We start from the raw sequence: 14,583 nt of genomic DNA, 5'->3' as shown, positions 1-14,583 counted from the left end.
ATCCTCACACGCCCTGCTGCTTGAACCGCTTGCCCACCGTGCATTGGATGCGCTGAAGCTCGTACTTCGGGTGGTCGTTGATCCACTTGGCGCTCTCGATCTGACCGGCGATCGGGCAGCTCGACATGGTCAGGGGTTCGGTGTCGGGAACCATCGGGTTGATGGTCTGGCACTGGGTCGGGTCGGACGCCAAGCAGAAGATCATCGACAGGGTAACAAACATCGGGCGCTCCAAAACGCAACGGCACGGCTGTGCCAACATCGTGTGGATCAGCGAGAGCAAGCCGCATGCCATGCCCAGGACGAGGACAGGATTGCGCGATTCCGGCTGCTCGGAAATGAGCCAAACCACAGGGCGCCGAATCATTAGGCATCGAAGGTTAACCAATGCCTAAACGTTGGGAGTTTGCAAATCCGTTGGTGCAGCGGATGAAACGGAACGGGCCGCAAGGTCCAGAGAAGCCTTCGCGCAAGTCTGGAGTCGGCGCGCCGCAGGTCAACGGAACGTTGAGTGACGTGTTTTCTATCCTTGAAGCAACCTGCGCTGGCGTCAGGCCCCGGGCTGCTCGCACCGCCATTGGCGGACGTTCCAGTTGGGATGTTGCATGAGCCAATGCACGACGTGGACGTAACTGTTGTGCGTGCATTCGACCGCGGTCGGGTACCGTTCGAAGGAGAGTGGACGCTCGATGGCGCAGTGGTCCGGCCGCACGGCCAGACAAATCACCAGAACCAGTTCAAACATGGTTCGCGTTTCCTGTACGAAAGCTCGATGAGCCGGCGCCTTCGGCGCTTCCGCCAAGGCGGACGAAGGCCGGAACGCATGCATCAACAGCCGGCGCCACGGATCGGGCCGCGCTGCTTTGCAGCAAATATTGCTGCCCTGCACAAAATTCGCATTCAAAACTGCAAATAAATAAATTACAAAATCATGTTTTGAAGGATTATCCACTTACTCCCAATTTGTGGTCGGTCCTGGATAAATCTGGCATAGGGCCACTGTTTGGTTTTTTCTATTCGGCAGAGCCTTGACGAGAAGATGGTCCCAATATAGCATTAAGTACCAATTTGGCGTCAGCTTTTCTGAATATTGAATTCAGAACCGAACATACCGCGCAACAACATCCGCGCGACAACGCCCTTTTGCAATCAGTGTCGCGCCCATAAGCAAGAAGCCCATTGATTTTTGGGTAACAATAAGCGCTACAACGGGAGGGATCGTCATGAAGGTGTTGTCTCGCTGGCTTCTGGCGTCTGTCGCTGTCGTCGCCGCCGGCTCGGTTTCTGCGAACGACAGTATTCTCAAGAATGAAGCGAACCCCAACAACTGGGCGTCCCAGCTCGGCAATTATGCCGGGCAGCGGTACAGCCCCCTCGACCAGATCACCACCAACAACGTCAAGAATCTCCAGGTCGCGTGGTCGTTCTCGACCGGGGTTCTGCGCGGCCATGAAGGCGGGCCGATCGTCGTCGGCGACGTGATGTACATTCACACGCCGTTCCCCAACAAGGTCTTCGCGCTGGACCTCAACAACCCAGGGCGGGTCATCTGGAAATATGAATCGGTCCAGGACCCGACCGTCATCCCGGTGATGTGCTGCGACACCGTCAACCGCGGCGTCGCCGTCGCCGACGGCAAGGTCTTCCTGGCCCAGGCGGACAACACGCTGGTGGCACTCGACGCCAAGACCGGCAAGGAGATGTGGAAGGCCAAGAACGGCGACCACACCAAGGGCGAGACCCTGACGGCGGCCCCGCTGGTGGTCAAGGACAAGGTCTTCGTCGGCATCAGCGGCGGCGAGTTCGGGGTGCGCGGGCATCTGACGGCCTACGACACGAACAGCGGCAAGATGGTGTGGCGGGCCTTCTCGACCGGTCCCGATGCCGACGTGAAGATCGATCCGTCGAAGACGATGATGATGGGCAAGCCCATCGGGCAGAAGGATCTGGGCGTCTCTACTTGGCCGGGCGAGGAATGGAAGCGCGGCGGCGGAACCACCTGGGGCTGGTACACCTACGATCCGGCGCTCAACCTGATCTATTACGGCACCGGCAACCCCGGCACCTGGAATCCGACGCAGCGGGCCGTCGACAAGGACCGGACCAAGAGCGACAACAAATGGTCGATGACCATCTTCGCGCGCGATCCGGAGACCGGCGAGGCGAAGTGGGTCTATCAGAAGACGCCGTTTGATGAATGGGACTTCGACGGGGTGAACGAGAACATCCTGGCCGACATCACCATGAACGGCCAGCAGCGCAAGGTCCTGGTCAACTTCGACCGCAACGGCTTCGCCTACACTTTGGACCGGGCGACCGGCGAATTGCTCGTCGCGCAAAAATACGACCCGACGGTCAACTGGGCGACCGACGTCGACATGAAGACCGGACGGCCGAACGTCGTCGACAAATACAGCACCTTCGCCAACGGCGAGGACAAGAACACCGCCGCCGTGTGCCCGGCAGCACTCGGCACCAAGGACCAGCAGCCGGCCTCCTTCTCGCCGGACACCGGCCTGTTCTACGTCCCGACCAACCACATCTGCATGGACTACGAGCCGTTCTCCGTCTCCTACACGGCGGGGCAGGCCTATGTCGGCTCGACCGTGTCCATGTACCCGACGCCGAACTCGCACGGCGGCATGGGCAACTTCATCGCCTGGGACGCGGCGGCCGGCAAGATCGTCTGGTCGCGGCCGGAGCGCTTCGCGGTGTGGAGCGGCGCTCTGACCACCAAGGGCGGGCTGGCCTATTACGGGACGCTGGAAGGCTATATCGTCGCCGTCGACATGAAGGACGGCAAGGAGCTGTGGCGGTTCAAGACTCCATCCGGCATCATCGGCAACATCAACACCTACACCCACAACGGCAAGCAGTATGTAGCCGTCCTGTCCGGCGTCGGCGGCTGGGCCGGCATCGGTCTCGCCGCCGGTCTGACCCAGGAATCCGGGGCGAACCAGTGGCATCAGGCCGTCCATCCCAACCGCGCCGGTGGGACGGGCGTGGCGACCGCCGGCCTCGGCGCGGTCGGCGCCCACCAGTCGCTGGGCGAATACACCCAGCTCGGCGGCGTCCTGACGGTGTTCCACATCCCGGACCAGAAGTGATCGGCAGACCTGCCCCCGGTGCCGCAACGCACCGGGGGTTTTGCTTTAGAGCCTTCGGCATTCACTGGGACCCGGCTTCCGGGCAAGGATCTCGACATCCATGAAACGCAGACTTGGCTTGCTGACCGGTGCGCTGACGGTGGGCACCCTCGCTTGTTTCGCCGCCCTGGCGCAGGACGCGCCGACAACCCCCGACGGAACACCGACCTACATCGTCAAGGACGGTCAGGTGGACAAGGGAACCTACAACGGCTACCGCCGCTTCCACGCGACCTGCCACACCTGCCACGGCTTCGACGCGTCGGGGTCGTCCTTCGCCCCCAGCCTCGCGGACTCGCTCAAACGCCTCAGCTACGACGAGTTCAAGGAGGTCGTCGTCAACGGCCGCCAGAATCAGGGCGCCACCGGCGACAAGGTGATGCCCTCCTTCGGCCTCGACCCGAACATCATGGATCACCTGGACGACATCTACCGCTACCTGAAGGCGCGGGCCGACGGCGTGCTGCCCGGCGGACGCCCGCAACGCATCGGCGGCTGATCCGGCGGAGGAAGACCCTTCATGGCATTTCCTTCTGTGCTCACCGTCGTTGCCAGCGCCGCGGCTCTGCTGTCCGTCACCGCGCCGGCCCACGCCGTCGAGGTGACGGAGCGCGAGACCGTGCGCGTCTGCGCCGACGGCAACCTTCTGCCCTATTCCAACGAAAGGATGGAGGGTTTCGAGAACGAGATCGCCCGGCTCATCGGCGAGGACCTGAAGAAGCCGGTGACCTATTACTGGTGGCCGCAGACCATCGGCTTCGTCCGCAACACGCTGCGCGCGCGGCAGTGCGACCTCGTGATGGGAACGGCGTCCGGCGAAGAGTTGATGCAGAACACCAACCCCTATTACAGGACCGTCTATTCCCTCGTCTACCGCACCAAGTCGGGAATCCGGGCGGAGAGCGTGGGCGATCCGTCCCTGAAGGACGCCCGCATCGGCGTCGTCGAGAAGACGCCCGCGGTCAACCTGCTGCGGCTCTACGGCATCACCCGGACGGAGCCCTACCAGCTCAACACCGACACGCGCGCCAACAACCCGGCCCGCGACGCCATCGAGGACGTCGCCGCCGGCAAGACCGACGCCGCGGTGATCTGGGGGCCGATCGCCGGCTATTTCGCCGCCCAGCAGACGGAGCCGCTGACCGTCGTGCCGCTGGTCAAGGAGCCGGCGGGCGCCCGGCTGCAATTCAACATCTCCATGGGCATCCGCTCCGACGAGCCGGAATGGAAGCACTGGCTCAACGATTTCATCAAGCGCCGCCAGGACGACATCGACCGCATCCTGATGCGCTACCACGTCCCGATCATCGGCCCCGACGGCGCGCTGAAGACCGCCGCCGCCATCGAGCCGCCGGGTTACCGGATGGACCAGTACCGCGCCCCGACCCCCGCCGGCCTGTCCGGTGCCGCCACCGTGACCCTGGCGGAACTGCGGCGGCTGATCGAGCATTATCCCGACACGCGGCTGATCGACGTGATGCCGGCGCCGCCGCGCCCGGCCGACCGTCCGGAGCCGGCCGTGTGGGTTCCGCCACCCCGCCGCAGCCTGCCGGGGGCGGTCTGGCTGCCCAACGTCGGCTACGGCAGCCTGTCGGGCGAGCAGGAACGCTATTTCCGCACCGGATTGGAAACCGTGAGTCACGGGGATCGGGCCGCCCGGCTGGTCTTCTTCTGCGAGCCGGACTGCTGGATGTCCTGGAACGCCGCGAAGCGCGCGGTGGAGTGGGGGTACGGCAACGTCTATTGGTATTCCGACGGCGCCATGCGCTGGCAAGAGGCGGGATACGGGCTGGAGACGGTCGAGCCCTTCGCCGGCGGCGCGTCGAACTGACCGAAACCGCTCGCCTTAATCCAGGCGGGCGGCGATGTCCCGAGCGATGCGGCCGGCCTTCTGTTCGAACTGGACCGGCTGCTCGCACAGCGCCGTCTGGTTGCGCCGCCGCTCGTCGAGGATGCGCCGCCGCCACGCGATCTCCTCACGCAACGCGATCGCTTCGGGGGCGTCGGCGGGAAGCGCCTGGAGACGGGTCAGCGCCGCGTCGATGCTGTCGAGCAGGACGCGCTGCTGGTGGGCGTAGCGCTTGATGGCCGAGATGGCTTGGCCTCGCTCCTGGTTGAGCGCGTCGAAGGCTCCGGCGAACAGGGCGGTGAGGGCGGCGTTGCGGTCCGCCCCCCCATTGGTCTCCAGCTGGTCGGCGAAGCGGTCGATCGCCGCCTGCTCCTGCTCCGGAGCGAGCCGGCGGCCGAGGAGCTGCTTCAGGACCGGTTCGGCGCCGGGAATGTCGCGCCAGTCGCCTTCCTTCCCCTCAATGGGATCGCCGGGCCAGATCTGGCCGGACGACAGGGTCGGCACGAGGATCTGGACGCAGGGCCAGTCCGGGTCTCCCCCGGCCGCCCCCGCCGGGGCGGACGCCAGGGTGAGCAACGCGGCGGCTAGGACAGCGGAGCGGTGACGCATGGCGAGAGTCTGCCGGACATCGGGCACCCTTGCCCATCCACGCATTCGGATGAGGCCGACGGAATTCGCCGCGACGGCGCTCCTGTTCCTGCTGCTGTTGAGCGGTACGGTCCCAGCGGCGGCGCAGACACCGGCCAAGGTTCTGGTCTTCGATCTGGAACTGGTGGACACCAGCCGGGAACCCTCTGATCCGGACCATGCCGGGCGACTGGAGCGGGTGACGGCGCTGCTGCGCGAAGGGCTGAAGGACGGCGGTTACGAGGTGATGAGCGTCCGCGACAGCGCCGTCGCGGCGGAGGTGCCGGCGTCGCTCCATCGGTGCAACGGTTGCGAACGCGACCTGGGGCGCCGGGCCGGCGCGGACATCGTGGTGACGGGTTTCATCCATAAGATCAGCACGCTGATCCTCAACATGCAGATTATAATGCGCCGCACCGGAGATGGCGGTGGAGACGGCGAGATCATCGCCGTCGCGAACGCGGACATCCGCGGCGACAACGAGCGGTCATGGCGGCGCGGCGTCGAATGGCTGCTGCGTCAACGTCTGCTGGCCGCGCCGCCGTCTGACCGGTGACGAACCCTGACGACATCCGAGGCGGGGGAGCCAACCTTCGTCCGACACGGGGAGGAGGATCGCTTGGCCGACGACGCTTTGCTCTCCTATGTGCCGTACCGCCCGCCGGCGAGCCGCGTCCGGTACTACGACATCACGCTGCGCGACTATGTGGACCAGTTCCGTATCGGCGTCTGGGACCAGGAGAAGGACCGCACGCAGCGCGTCCGGATCAACGTCTCGCTGACGCTGCCCTGGCCCGACCGGCCGATGACCGACAGCCTGGACGAGGTGCTGTCCTACGATTTCCTGATCGACGGCATCCGCGCCCTGCGCGACGGCGCCCATGTGAACCTCGTCGAGACGCTGGGCGACCGGATTCTCGCCCTGTGCTTCTCCAACCCGGATGTGACCCGCGCGCGGGTGCAGGTGGAGAAGCTGGATGTCGTTCCGGAATCCGGCGGCGTCGGCGTGGTGATCGAGCGCACCCGCCCCGAGGGAGCGCAAACGGGATCATGAGCAGCGCGCCACTGTGGGTCGTGAAGCTGGGCGGCAGCCTGTGGCGCGCCCCTGAATTGCGACGCTGGCTGGAGATCCTGGCCGCGGCGCGCCGGCTGCGCGTCGTGATCGTCCCCGGCGGCGGCCCCTTCGCCGACGCCGTCCGCGACGCCCAGCCGGCGCTCGGCTTCGGCGACCGCGCCGCGCACCGCATGGCCCTGCTCGCCATGGAGCAGTACGGAACCGCCCTGGTCGACCTGGAGCCGAGGCTGACACCCGCCCGCAACCTCGCCGATCTGCGCGGCCGGCCAAGCCCGACCGTCTGGATGCCGCTTCCCCTGGCGGACAGCGCCGACGTGGCGGAAAGCTGGGACGTCACGTCCGACAGTCTGGCGGTCTGGCTGGCCGGCGCGCTCGGTGCCACCTGCGCGGTCCTCGTCAAGTCAGCCCCGTTGCCGGACGCCGTCACTCCCGTGACGCAGCTCGTAACAGAGGGCATCGTCGATCCGGCCTTGCCGGACCGCATGGCGCGCTACGGCGGGGCCGTCTGGTGCGTGTCGCGGGACGAGCACCGGCGCTTCGCCAAGGCGCTGGACCAGGGCAACCCGTGCGGCACCCACCTTGCCCTGCCCGCCGATCAACAGGACGCCGATGGCTGAGCGCCCCAAGCACGTCCTGTTCCTGACCGGCGCGCTGGCCGAACCGCGCCTGCGCCATGTGCTCGCCGCGCTGGAACCGCTGGAGTTCCGGACCACCGTGGTCAATCTCGGCATCAAGGTCGCGGCCCTGGCGACGACGGAGATCGTGCTGCGCCGCCTCGCCTCGACCGAGGGGGCCGACCTCGTCCTGCTGCCGGGGCGTTTCCGCGGCGACCTCGACCGGCTGTCCGCCCATTTCGGCGTGCCCTTCGAGCGCGGTCCGGACGAGCTGGATGATCTGCCCCAGCATTTCCAGCGTCAGGCCGCCCCGCTCGATCTCAGCCGCTACCGCACCAGGATCTTCGCCGAGATCGTCGAGGCGCCGCTGCTCGGCGTGCCGGCGATCCTGGAGCGCGCCGCACGCTTCGCGGCGGACGGGGCCGACGTGATCGACCTCGGCGGGCTGCCCGACCATCCCTTTCCCCATCTGGAGGAGGCGGTGACGGCGCTGCGCGAGGCCGGCTACACGGTCAGCGTCGATTCCCTCGACCCCAGGGAGCTGCTGCGCGGTGCCGCGGCGGGCGCGTCCTACCTGCTCAGCCTGACCGAGGAGACCGCCTGGGTCGCCCGCGAGACCGACGCGGTGCCCGTCGTCATCCCCACCACGCCGGGCGATCTCCCGTCGCTCTATCGCGCGCTGGACGCCACCCGCGGCGCGGGACGCCGCTGCATCGCCGACCCGATCCTGGAGCCGATCCATCACGGCTTCACCGACTCCCTGCTCCGCTACCGCGAAGTCCGGGCGCGCCACCCCGACCTGGAAATCCTGATGGGGGTCGGCAACGTCACCGAACTGACCGACGCCGACACGCCGGGGATGACCGCGCTGCTGATGGGGATTGTCTCCGAACTGCGCATCGACCACATCCTGACGGTTCAGGTCAGCCCCCATTGCCGCCGGACCATCCGCGAGTTCGACGCGGCGCGGCGCCAGTTCTTCGCCGCCGCGGAGGCCGGCGCCCTGCCGCGCAATTTCGGCGACGCCCTGCTCTGCCTGCGCGACCGCAAGCCCTTCACCAGCACGCCGGAGCAGGTGGCCGACCTCGCCGCCCGCATCCGCGACCCGAACTACCGGATCGAGGTGACGGAACAGGGGCTCCATCTCTACAACCGCGATGGGCACCATGTGGCCTGCGATCCCTTCGCCCTGCTCCCGCACATCGATCCCCGCACCGACATGGGGCACGCCTTCTATCTCGGGGCGGAACTGGCCCGCGCACAGGTCGCCTGGCAGCTCGGCAAGCGCTACAGCCAGGACAACGAACTGCGCTGGGGCGTGGCGGTGGACGCGCCGGATGGCACGGGGAGGCGCGCGACGTGACCTTCATCCGCGAAACCATCATCACGAGCTGCGACATGGCGGGCAACGTCCACGTCGCCCCCATGGGCGCCACGGTGACCGAGACCGGCTATGTCCTGGCCCCCTTCCGCCCGTCGCGCACGCTCGACAACCTGCTCGCCACCCGCTGCGCGGTGGTGAACTTCACCGACGACGTCCGGGTGTTCGCCGGCTGCGTCACTGGGCGGCAACGCGACTGGCCGACCGTCCCGGCGGAGCGCATCCGCGGCGCCGTGCTCGCCGAAGCGCTGGCGCATGAGGAACTGGAAGTGGCTGTGGTGGAGGACGACGGGGTGCGCCCACGCCTGGACTGCCGCCCGGTGCATCTCGTCACCCATCGCCCCTTCCGTGGGTTCAACCGGGCGCAGGCCGCCGTGGTGGAGGGGGCGATCCTGGTCAGCCGCCTGCACCTCCTGCCGCCCGAGAAAATCGACCGCGAAATCGACTATCTGTCCATCGCCATCGGCAAGACCGCCGGTCCTGTGGAGCTGGAGGCGTGGAGCTGGCTGCTCGACCGCATCGCCGAACACCGGGCGAGCGAGGAGAAGGCACCATGAGCCGGCTGCTCGCCAGCGTCGCATCCCTGGAGGAACTGACGCTCGCCGCACGGGGGGGTGCGGACATTCTCGATTTGAAAAACCCCAAGGCTGGTGCGCTCGGCGCGTGGCCGCTGGACAGTATCGCACGCGCCGTGGACACAGCCACCCGATGGCCCATACGCACTCCGCTGAGCGCCACCGTGGGCGACCTGCCGATGGACCCCGCCGCCGTAGCAGGGCGCGTTGCCGAAACCTCGGCCTCCGGCGTCGATTATGTGAAGATCGGGCTGTTTCCATCCGGCGATCCGGCTGGCTGCGTGGCCGCATTGGCGCCGGAGGCCCGGAGTGGCGCCCGCATCGTCGCCGTGCTGTTCGCCGATCTTTGGACCGACCCCGGCACTTTGCTTCCCGACATCGCGAGAGCCGGCCTCGCCGGAGCGATGCTCGACACCGCCGGAAAGGGCTCCGGCGGGTTGCTGCGGCACAAGACGAAGGAGGAACTGGCACGCTTCCTGGTACAGGCGCGCAGCCACGGCCTGCTCACCGGGCTCGCCGGTTCACTGCGCCTCGACGACATTCCGGCGTTGCTGCCGCTCGCGCCAGACTATCTCGGTTTCCGCACCGCGCTGTGCGCCGGTGCCGACCGGGGCGGCGCGCTGGACCCGGCCGCGCTGGCCGCGGTCCGCGACGCCCTCCCGGAACAGCCCTTCAACGGTTGAACGCGCGACCCTCTATTGCCCGGAGCCCTGCTTCGGCGGTTCGGACTTGGTGTTGCCACCCTGCGACACCGAGCCGCCACCGATGGTGCCCTGCCGCTGTCCGGCCAGGGAATTGTCCGGCAGCGCCCCGGTGCCGCTCGTGGAACCTCCCGACGCACCGGACGCCGAAGAATCGGGCGTCGTGGAGCCGGACGTGCCGCCTTGTCCGCCGCCTTGAGTGACCCCGCCGCCGACGGTGCCCTGCCGCTGCCCGGCCAGGGAGTTGTCCGGCAGAGCGCCGGTCGATGGGCTGGAGCTTTGGCTTCCCGAGCCTTGAGGCATCGCGCCGCCCGTGCTTTGGGCCGACGCCGGAACCGCCGCCGCGGCCGACGCGAGGGCCAGCAGAGACGCACCGGCCAGGATGTGCAGATGTTTCATGGACCTGTCCTCCGGCATGATGTTGGACGAATATGGGAAAGATCGGGCGCTGCTAACCCGCGTCCTTCGTGCTGCGGCTCTGGCGGGACGCTTCGCCCATGCGGCCGATGTCCTCCTTCGCCCGCTCGTCCCGCCCGGCGTCCTGCGGTTCGTCCTTCTTGAATTCCTGCTCGCTGCCGAGAACGCTCTTCTCGCCGCGCGGCTGGTCCTGAGTCTTGTCGGAATGTCCCGTCATGACGTTTCCTCCACCCGAGCCCGCCCGGCGGGATGACCGGACGGTCGTCTGCTCCATCAACCGCAGGTCGCCGGGGGCGGTTCCGCCCGTCTTGTCACCCCTGTTCCGCCGGCCCGCCGCGGCGGGCCCAGAAGCCACGCCCGGGATCGTAGGCGAGGATCGCTCCCCCCAGGAACAGCGCGAGGCACACGGCGACGGCCAGGAAAGCCATGCCGTTGAATTGCAGATACAGAGCGAAGCGGATCAGCTCGACGGCCTGCGTGAAGGGGTTGATCCCGGCGATCCAGGCGAGCGTCGGGCTGCCCTCGCGGATGCGCCACAGCGGGTAGAGCGCGGAGGAGGCGAAGAACATCGGGAAGATGACGAAGTTCATCACGCCCGCGAAATTCTCCAACTGCCGGATGAAGGAGGACAGAAGAAGGCCGAGCGCGCCCAGCATCAGCCCGCTCAGGACCAGGGCCGGCAGCACCGCGAGATAGCCGAGTTCCGGCGGCTGGACACCCCAGAACCAGGCGATCGCGAGGAAGACATAGACCTGGGCGATCGACACCAGGACGCCGGCCAGCAGCTTGCAGACCAGCAGGTACCAGCGCGGCAGCGGGCTGACCAGCAGGGTCTTCATGCTGCCCATCTCCCGGTCGTAGACCATGGACAGCGAACTCTGCATCCCGTTGAACAACTGGATCATGGCCACCAGCCCCGGCGTCACGTAATCCTCGTAGAGGATGTAGGTCTCATAGGGCGGGATGATCGACAGGCCGAGCACCGCGCGGAAGCCCACCGCGAAGATGGCCAACCAGACCAGCGGCCGCACCAGGGCGGCGAAGAACCGCTCGCGCTGGTGCACGAAGCGCAGCCCCTCGCGGACGATGACCGCGCGCAGGCAACGCCAGCAGAGCGTCGCGTTCATTCCGCCACCCCCTTCGCCGTCAGCCGGGCGAAGGCGTCGCCCAGCGTCGCGGTGCCGGTGGCGGCGCACAACTCGTCCACCAGCCCGGCGGCCAGCACGCGCCCGCGGTGCAACACCACGACGCCATCGCCGTCGCGCGCCTCGTCGATCAGGTGGGTCGCCCACAGCACGGCCAACCCCCGCTCCCGGCAGAGGTCGTGCACATGGTCGAGGACCTGCCGGCGCAGTTCGATGTCGAGCCCAACGGTCGGCTCGTCCAGCAGCAGCAGGCTCGGGCGGTGGAGCAGCGCGCGGGCGATCTCCACCCGCCGCCGCTGCCCGCCGGACAGGGTGCGCACCCGCTCGTCCGCGCGCTCGGCCAAGCCGATGCGGGCGAGTTCCTCCCCTGCCCGGGCTTCGATGTCGGCGGGCGCCAGACCATGCAGCCCGCCATGGTAGCGCAGGTTCTGGATGACGGTCAGGTCCGGGTCGAGCGTCGGCTGCTGGAACACCACGCCGATGCGCGCCAGCGCCTGGGCCGGGTGCCGGCGCATGTCGAAGCCGAAGACCCGCATGCTCCCCTGGCGGGTGTTGTAGATTCGCGTGATCAGGGAGAAGAGCGTCGTCTTCCCGGCGCCGTTGAGCCCCAGCAACACCGTGAACCGCCCCGCGGGGACGCCGAACGACACGCCGTCCAGCGCCGTCCGCGATCCGAAGCTGTGGCTCAGCCCCTCGACCGCCAGGACCGGTTCCGCCGCCGCACCACCGGGAATGGCGCGCGGTTCGGGAGGCGCCGTTTCGAAGCAATCCATGTCGTCTCCATCGCCGGGAGCAACCGTGTGTGAAATCCCCTCTCCCCAGAGGGGAGAGGGCTATAAGATTACGGCTTGACGATCACGCCCCAGGGCGCGCCGCCGACCGAGATCGACTTCACGACCCGGCCGCGCTCCAGATCCATCACCGACATGTCGTTGCTGACGCCGTTCGTCGTGTAGAGGCGCTTCTCGTCCGGCGACAGCGCGAGATTCCACACACGCTGGCCGACGAGGTGGTAGCGCTTCACCTCGTAGGTCTTGGCATCGACCTCGGCGACCCGGTTGGCCGGGCCGAGGGCGACGAAGGCCCGCTGCCCGTCGCTGGTCAGCTGGATGCCGACCGGCTGGATGGATTCGCGCGGCACGCCCTGGACCGCGAAGCTGATCTTGTGGACGAGCTTGCGCGAGGACGCGTCGATGACGCTGACCGTCCCGCCGACCTCCGACGACACCCAGACGAACCGCCCGTCCCCGGTGAATTGGGCGACGCGCGGGCGCGCATCGACCAGCACGTTGTCGATGATCTTGTGCGACTCCGTGTCGATGAAATGAGCCATGTTCGTCGTTTCGGACGTGTTCACCAGGATCTTGCCGTCCGGGCTGACGCCCATGCCCTCCGGTTCCACCCCCACCTGGATCTCGCCGATGATCTTCTTGCTGGCGATGTCGACCACCGAGACCATGTTGTCGTCCTCGTTGGCGACGTAGAGCCGGTGCCCCTGCGGGTCCAGGACGAACAACTCCGGATCGGGGCCGGAGGGCAGCCGGTCGACGACCTTCTGGGTCGCCACGTCGATGACGTCGATCCGGTTGTCGTCGCCGACGCAGACGAAGATCTGCGTCATGTCCTCGTTGAAGGTGATGCCGCGCGGCCGGCGGCCGACCTTGATCGTCGCGACCACCTGCAACTTGCCGCCATCGACCACCGAGACGGTGTTGCTTTTCTCGTTCGACACGAAGATCGTGTCCGCCTGCGCGGGCTGGGCGATGGCGAAGCCCAGCAGCGCTAACGCGCCGATCCGGGCGGCTCCTCCGGTTAACGACATGACGTTCCCTCCCATGGTTGCCCCCTGCCGGGGCTTTTCTCAGCGGGTGCGGCACCGGCTTTCCGGGCGATCGTCGCCGAGCGTGTCGAGTTCCGAGAACTGGTGCAGGTAGCCCGGCTGCGGCGACACCGAGACGAGCACCCGCGGCCCGGCCAGCAGCACCGGCTGCCGAAGCTGCCCGTCCCAGTCGCGGAAGGTCAGCCCCTGCCCCTTGAAGGCCGGCAGGGTGAAGTCCGGGCTGCGCACGAAGGCGGCGAGCGCCGCGGGGTCTGCGGACTTGGTGCGCGTCGCCGCCTCGCCCACCGCGCGGACGGCCATCCAGGCGGTGTAGTCGCGCGGGCGCATCCAGCGTCCGGCCTGCCGTTCGAAGCGGCTGTGGATCTGCGTCGCCCCCCACTGCTCATGAACGCGCGACCACGCGGTCGGGACGAGCCCATGGGTGCCGACGACCGGGCGGGGCAGCCACGTCTGGTAGAGCAGATACTCGCCGAACCCGTCCGCCTCGTCGGCGACGACCAACACGTCGTGCTCGGTGCCCTGGGTGAAGGTGAGGATTTCCGACTGGACGGTGACGTGGCCGGTGTCGACGCGGCGGTTCGCGTCCTCGAACGTCCAGTGCTTCTCCTCGACGATTTTGGCGCGGTAGCGCTTGGCGGCGGCGCGGATCGCGTCGGCGTAGGCGGCATCCTGCGGCGTCCGCCCGACCACCAGCAGCCAGTTCATCCATTTCCGCGACGCGAGATACTGGGCCAGCGCGTCGGCCTGCATCCGCCGGCTGGGCGTCACATGCAGCAGGTTGGCGCGGCAGCGCTCGTTGCGCAGGTCGTCGTCCGGCGCGCGGGTGTTGAAGATCAGCATGCCGCCCGCCTCGGGGATCGCCGCCGCGGCGAGCAGCGCATCCTCCTTGAGGTCGGCGACGAGCAGGCGCACGCCCTGCCCGGCGAGGTCGCGCACCGCGTCCTCGACGCGCCCGTCCTCCGGCACCGTCACCTCGACCAGATCGAAGCGCTGGTTGAGGAACCGCCCGGTCGTGTTGTTGTCGGCGATGGCGAGGCGGGCGCCCTGGACGCCCTCGTCGTCCGACACCGGTTCAAGGAAGGTCTGGGGGATCCGCGGCTCCTCCGCGCGGGTCAGATAACCGATGCGGACCACCAGCGGATCGGCGCCCCACGCCGGGGGCCCGAGCAGGAGCGCGGCGGCGACGGTCAGAAAGGCGGCGGCCCGGATCACG

18 protein-coding genes are annotated in these 14,583 nt (G+C 67.7%); 9 read left to right on the top strand and 9 right to left on the bottom strand.

The annotated features are described in order from the left end of the window. Positions 1-4: 4 nt before the first annotated feature. On the bottom strand, positions 5-223 hold the full coding sequence (locus ACWPXE_RS01325) for a hypothetical protein (protein ID WP_041813178.1): 219 nt from the start codon (positions 221-223) through the stop codon (positions 5-7). Between the two features lie 327 nt (positions 224-550). Then, positions 551-745 (bottom strand): hypothetical protein, encoded by a 195-nt coding sequence (locus tag ACWPXE_RS01320; protein WP_454016362.1) that lies wholly within the window; start codon positions 743-745, stop codon positions 551-553. 478 nt (positions 746-1,223) lie between these two features. Here ACWPXE_RS01320 and ACWPXE_RS01315 point away from each other — a divergent pair, with 478 nt between their 5' ends. The 3 genes from ACWPXE_RS01315 (at position 1,224) to ACWPXE_RS01305 (ending at position 4,977) form a co-directional block, all read left to right on the top strand. Beyond that, on the top strand, positions 1,224-3,107 hold the full coding sequence (locus ACWPXE_RS01315; protein WP_454016361.1) for a methanol/ethanol family PQQ-dependent dehydrogenase: 1,884 nt from the start codon (positions 1,224-1,226) through the stop codon (positions 3,105-3,107). Between the two features lie 100 nt (positions 3,108-3,207). Beyond that, complete coding sequence (locus tag ACWPXE_RS01310) at positions 3,208-3,645, top strand: c-type cytochrome (RefSeq protein ID WP_454016360.1); 438 nt, start codon at positions 3,208-3,210, stop codon at positions 3,643-3,645. Between the two features lie 21 nt (positions 3,646-3,666). After that, on the top strand, positions 3,667-4,977 hold the full coding sequence (locus tag ACWPXE_RS01305) for a quinoprotein dehydrogenase-associated putative ABC transporter substrate-binding protein (RefSeq protein WP_454016359.1): 1,311 nt from the start codon (positions 3,667-3,669) through the stop codon (positions 4,975-4,977). Between the two features lie 15 nt (positions 4,978-4,992). On the opposite strand, the gene ACWPXE_RS01300 is transcribed toward ACWPXE_RS01305, so the two are convergent. Next, entirely contained in the window at positions 4,993-5,604 is a 612-nt protein-coding gene (locus ACWPXE_RS01300; RefSeq protein ID WP_454016358.1) for a hypothetical protein, read from the bottom strand. Between the two features lie 49 nt (positions 5,605-5,653). On the opposite strand from ACWPXE_RS01300, the gene ACWPXE_RS01295 reads away from it, so the two are divergent. The 6 genes from ACWPXE_RS01295 to ACWPXE_RS01270 all read left to right on the top strand — a co-directional run bounded on the left by ACWPXE_RS01295 (position 5,654) and on the right by ACWPXE_RS01270 (position 9,950). Continuing rightward, positions 5,654-6,178: a DUF3280 domain-containing protein gene (locus ACWPXE_RS01295; protein WP_454016357.1), complete on the top strand. Its 525-nt coding sequence runs from the start codon at positions 5,654-5,656 to the stop codon at positions 6,176-6,178. 63 nt (positions 6,179-6,241) lie between these two features. Further along, complete coding sequence (locus ACWPXE_RS01290) at positions 6,242-6,676, top strand: dihydroneopterin aldolase (RefSeq protein ID WP_454016356.1); 435 nt, start codon at positions 6,242-6,244, stop codon at positions 6,674-6,676. After that, the gene (locus ACWPXE_RS01285) at positions 6,673-7,314 is read left to right on the top strand and encodes an amino acid kinase family protein (protein WP_454016355.1); all 642 of its coding nucleotides are present in this window, start codon (positions 6,673-6,675) and stop codon (positions 7,312-7,314) included. Before ACWPXE_RS01290 ends, ACWPXE_RS01285 begins: the two co-directional genes overlap by 4 nt. Next, positions 7,307-8,674 (top strand): DUF6513 domain-containing protein, encoded by a 1,368-nt coding sequence (locus tag ACWPXE_RS01280; protein ID WP_454016354.1) that lies wholly within the window; start codon positions 7,307-7,309, stop codon positions 8,672-8,674. Before ACWPXE_RS01285 ends, ACWPXE_RS01280 begins: the two co-directional genes overlap by 8 nt. Beyond that, entirely contained in the window at positions 8,671-9,249 is a 579-nt protein-coding gene (locus tag ACWPXE_RS01275) for a DUF447 domain-containing protein (RefSeq protein WP_454016353.1), read from the top strand. Before ACWPXE_RS01280 ends, ACWPXE_RS01275 begins: the two co-directional genes overlap by 4 nt. Further along, entirely contained in the window at positions 9,246-9,950 is a 705-nt protein-coding gene (locus ACWPXE_RS01270) for a (5-formylfuran-3-yl)methyl phosphate synthase (protein WP_454016352.1), read from the top strand. Before ACWPXE_RS01275 ends, ACWPXE_RS01270 begins: the two co-directional genes overlap by 4 nt. 12 nt (positions 9,951-9,962) lie before the next feature. Here ACWPXE_RS01270 and ACWPXE_RS01265 read toward each other — a convergent pair whose 3' ends face one another. From ACWPXE_RS01265 to ACWPXE_RS01240, 6 genes are all read right to left on the bottom strand, one after another. Beyond that, entirely contained in the window at positions 9,963-10,367 is a 405-nt protein-coding gene (locus ACWPXE_RS01265; protein WP_454016351.1) for a hypothetical protein, read from the bottom strand. Between the two features lie 52 nt (positions 10,368-10,419). After that, a complete protein-coding gene (locus ACWPXE_RS01260; RefSeq protein ID WP_454016350.1) occupies positions 10,420-10,602 on the bottom strand; it encodes a hypothetical protein in 183 nt (60 codons plus the stop codon). Positions 10,603-10,696: 94 nt separating this feature from the next. Then, on the bottom strand, positions 10,697-11,512 hold the full coding sequence (locus ACWPXE_RS01255) for an ABC transporter permease (protein ID WP_454016349.1): 816 nt from the start codon (positions 11,510-11,512) through the stop codon (positions 10,697-10,699). After that, positions 11,509-12,303, bottom strand: coding sequence for an ABC transporter ATP-binding protein (locus ACWPXE_RS01250; RefSeq protein ID WP_454016348.1), 795 nt, complete (start codon positions 12,301-12,303; stop codon positions 11,509-11,511). Before ACWPXE_RS01250 ends, ACWPXE_RS01255 begins: the two co-directional genes overlap by 4 nt. Positions 12,304-12,371: 68 nt before the next feature. Next, the gene (locus ACWPXE_RS01245; RefSeq protein ID WP_454016347.1) at positions 12,372-13,352 is read right to left on the bottom strand and encodes a PQQ-dependent catabolism-associated beta-propeller protein; all 981 of its coding nucleotides are present in this window, start codon (positions 13,350-13,352) and stop codon (positions 12,372-12,374) included. Between the two features lie 39 nt (positions 13,353-13,391). Further along, positions 13,392-14,582, bottom strand: coding sequence for an ABC transporter substrate-binding protein (locus tag ACWPXE_RS01240; protein ID WP_454016346.1), 1,191 nt, complete (start codon positions 14,580-14,582; stop codon positions 13,392-13,394). Position 14,583: the final 1 nt, after the last annotated feature.

The sequence above is a fragment of the Azospirillum sp. Marseille-Q6669 genome (genome assembly GCF_965111635.1).
Note: the sequence above shows the minus strand (reverse complement) of the source record. Positions and strands in the feature narration are given on the sequence as shown.